1 protein-coding gene and 1 pseudogene are annotated in these 2,813 nt (G+C 37.2%); both read right to left on the bottom strand.

What is annotated here, in order from left to right; all coding sequences use genetic code 11:
* Positions 1-2,054, bottom strand: a pseudogene (locus ACFIK4_RS08150) (DUF6990 domain-containing protein); the annotation flags it as partial.
* A gap of 97 nt (positions 2,055-2,151) precedes the next feature.
* Positions 2,152-2,730 (bottom strand): SMI1/KNR4 family protein, encoded by a 579-nt coding sequence (locus ACFIK4_RS08145; RefSeq protein WP_375675721.1) that lies wholly within the window; start codon positions 2,728-2,730, stop codon positions 2,152-2,154.
* Positions 2,731-2,813: the final 83 nt, after the last annotated feature.

Below are 2,813 nucleotides of genomic sequence, written 5' to 3'. Positions count from 1 at the left end.
AAATTGTGGGTAATCTTTGGCAATTTCGTCGTTATAAAGAATGTCTACTTCACGATCAGCCAATTGATAGCTTGCCATATGGTCATTCTCATTGATTTTCTCGGTTGACCAGCCTAGACTTTTTAAAAGTGCATGAGCACTTTCCATAGTGAGACGATCATCAGTGTCATCCGCTTCATCCACTTCCTCTGCCACTTCAACAGAAGTTGTTTTAGAAGCAACAGATGCTGTTTGCGGATCCAAGCTTAAAATCGGAGCGTTTTTAGGAAAACCAGTCCGATAACGGCGTGCAAGAGCAAGGACGTTATCAATAATATGTGCTATGTTTTCCCTTATCAAAGCTGAAAAGTTTTTATCCTTCAAACTTTCCTTATAAAATTTGAGTTTTTCAACATCCCCAATAAGAATAAGTGCAATAAGGTGCAACTTCGCAAAATCATATTCACTGTCTGGGGACAAAGCCGCATAATCATAGATGATTTGATTCACATTTTGTCGATCAGCCCAGCACAAAATATCCGCACTGATCTGTTTCAGCTTGCCTTCATCCAATTCAGTACTAGAAACTGCATAAACTTCTTCTGATTCTTTAAGAACGGTATATTGGGGAGTATTGATGAAAATAGATCGATAAGCTGTAGAAAAACCAAGTGTTGAAAGAGAAACCTTGAAGGTAACAAATGGTGTCTCTCCTTTTTTATCAAGGTCGTACACTATATTAATGATACGATCTTTCGTTATAAAATAAGCATTGCAATTGTAATTTTTATCACGATAGACTGTCCAGTCCATCCTTTTTAAGTCTTCAGAAACTGTATTAAGAAAAGACAAATCTTGTAAACTAAGACGATCATCTATAGCTTTTCGCTCATTAAGGATTTTCAGATATTCTTCAGCAAATTGAACGGCATGGTTAATATATCTCTCTACTTCACGGTCATCCAAAATCTCAGAAATCTTACCGGCTTCTAAAAAATTTTGATAAGATTTCAGAACATCAATTTGACCTGTCAATGCTAAACAAGCCAAATGCCAGACTATACGTATATTGTAGCTATACTTTTGAACACGTGTTTTGCTTTCTATTGATGCTTGTAAATCTTGGGCACGTGCCCACTGTATTATCCGCTCAGAGATTTTGATAAGCTCTTGCTCATCTAATGTCTCTACACAAATATCAATGCCTTTACCAAAACCACTAAAAACCCCCCCCCAATCGTATTAAAAGAATTATAAATATTTTTAGGAGAAACACACCAATATTCCTTACTATAGTGAATACAATTGCAAGCGACAGAAATCATTTCATTAGATATTTCAGCTTCAATACGGACATTGTAATTATCATGAAGACGTATAAAACCAAAATCAAATTGAATAAAGCGGTCGGGCAAAATCAACCACATTTTTCCAGGTTCCGTTGAAAACCACCCTTGTGTTTTAAGAACGCGCATTGCTGCTGTGAGACTTATCGAGCGCTGTTTTGGCTTCTTGCGCGTTAGAATATCGTCTAATTCCCCATTTTTATAGGCCTGTGCAAAAAAAAGCAGGCGATCATCCGATGTCATTGTTTTATAATCAGCAAATTCTGGCACAGATAGTTTTGGGGTAGATCTATCACTCCTTAAAGCCTCCATATCACCAAGTAATGCTTGTGCAACGGCAGAATGATTAGTAGCTTCCTCGCACAACTCTTTTTCAATATCCTGTGCTTGCGCCCATGCAATCACTTTGTTTAAAGCGGTTGTGATATGGCTTTAGGAAAGATCCGGAGCTTTAACATTAAAATCCTCCTTCGCGTAAAACAGCACATCTCCATATTTATGCTGTGATTTTTCACCTCTAGAATATTCCCGAGCAAGACAATAAGCAGCGGTGGTGAGATCAGCCGAAAGCAAAAACTCTTTGCCACTCTCTCCATAATTTTTTACACCATAGCCAATACCGACAATGCGATCGGGAAGATGATAATGCGCAAAAGTATCCCCCACGTTATCACGATAAGGCTCCCAGCCCAGTCTTTTTAAAATCTCTGTGACATCTTTAGTTTGCATCATCATTCCCCCAGCATGATCTGTAATTCTTTTACATAAAAATTACTTGTATAATACTTAGGCTCTCTAGAAAGACTATATATTTCCTCTATCAATTTCACCTCTTCCATAGTTTTTTCCAAAAGCTCTTGTAAAAAGGGATAGGTTGCGGAGTGGGAGTGTGCTCAATCTTTTCAATCGGTTGGTCACCTTCAGGTATCTCAGCTCCCACGTGTACTTTAATTCTTTTGCAGAGAAATTCATAAAAATTACTTGCGTAATATTCAGAATCTTCAGATGTATACTTGAGATAGAGTGGGCATTCACCATCCCGAAACTGCGTATAATCAAAGTAAAAGGTTTCATCAAGATCATAACTCACAACGAGCTGTTCTGGTGTCGCAAAACCATGTTTTCTATCGAGTAAGTTTTGGTAAACAATATCACCAGCAGCAATACCTATTCCACAATCCCTATAAACGCTACAGATTTCATAACCTCCAATTTCTCCTCCTTTATAATTTTTTAAAAAACTCTTATAAGAAGATGTAAATTGTAAACCGAGAGCTTTCTCCGCCTTTTCAATCAGTAGATCATCAACTGCATTTTCTGCAGTACCCAAATTGATAATCTCATCATCATATTTATTCACTTTATCAATTAATACTGCAACATCATCTAAGGTATAGGTTTTCACAAATCTTCCCCTGCGTGCTCTTTAATTCTTTTACAGAGAAATTCATAAAAATTACTTGCATAATAATGTGACGCTCCAGATGG

This window comes from Bartonella sp. AP9QHHD, from assembly GCF_042195625.1.
GTDB lineage: Bacteria > Pseudomonadota > Alphaproteobacteria > Rhizobiales > Rhizobiaceae > Bartonella.
Note: the sequence above shows the minus strand (reverse complement) of the source record. Positions and strands in the feature narration are given on the sequence as shown.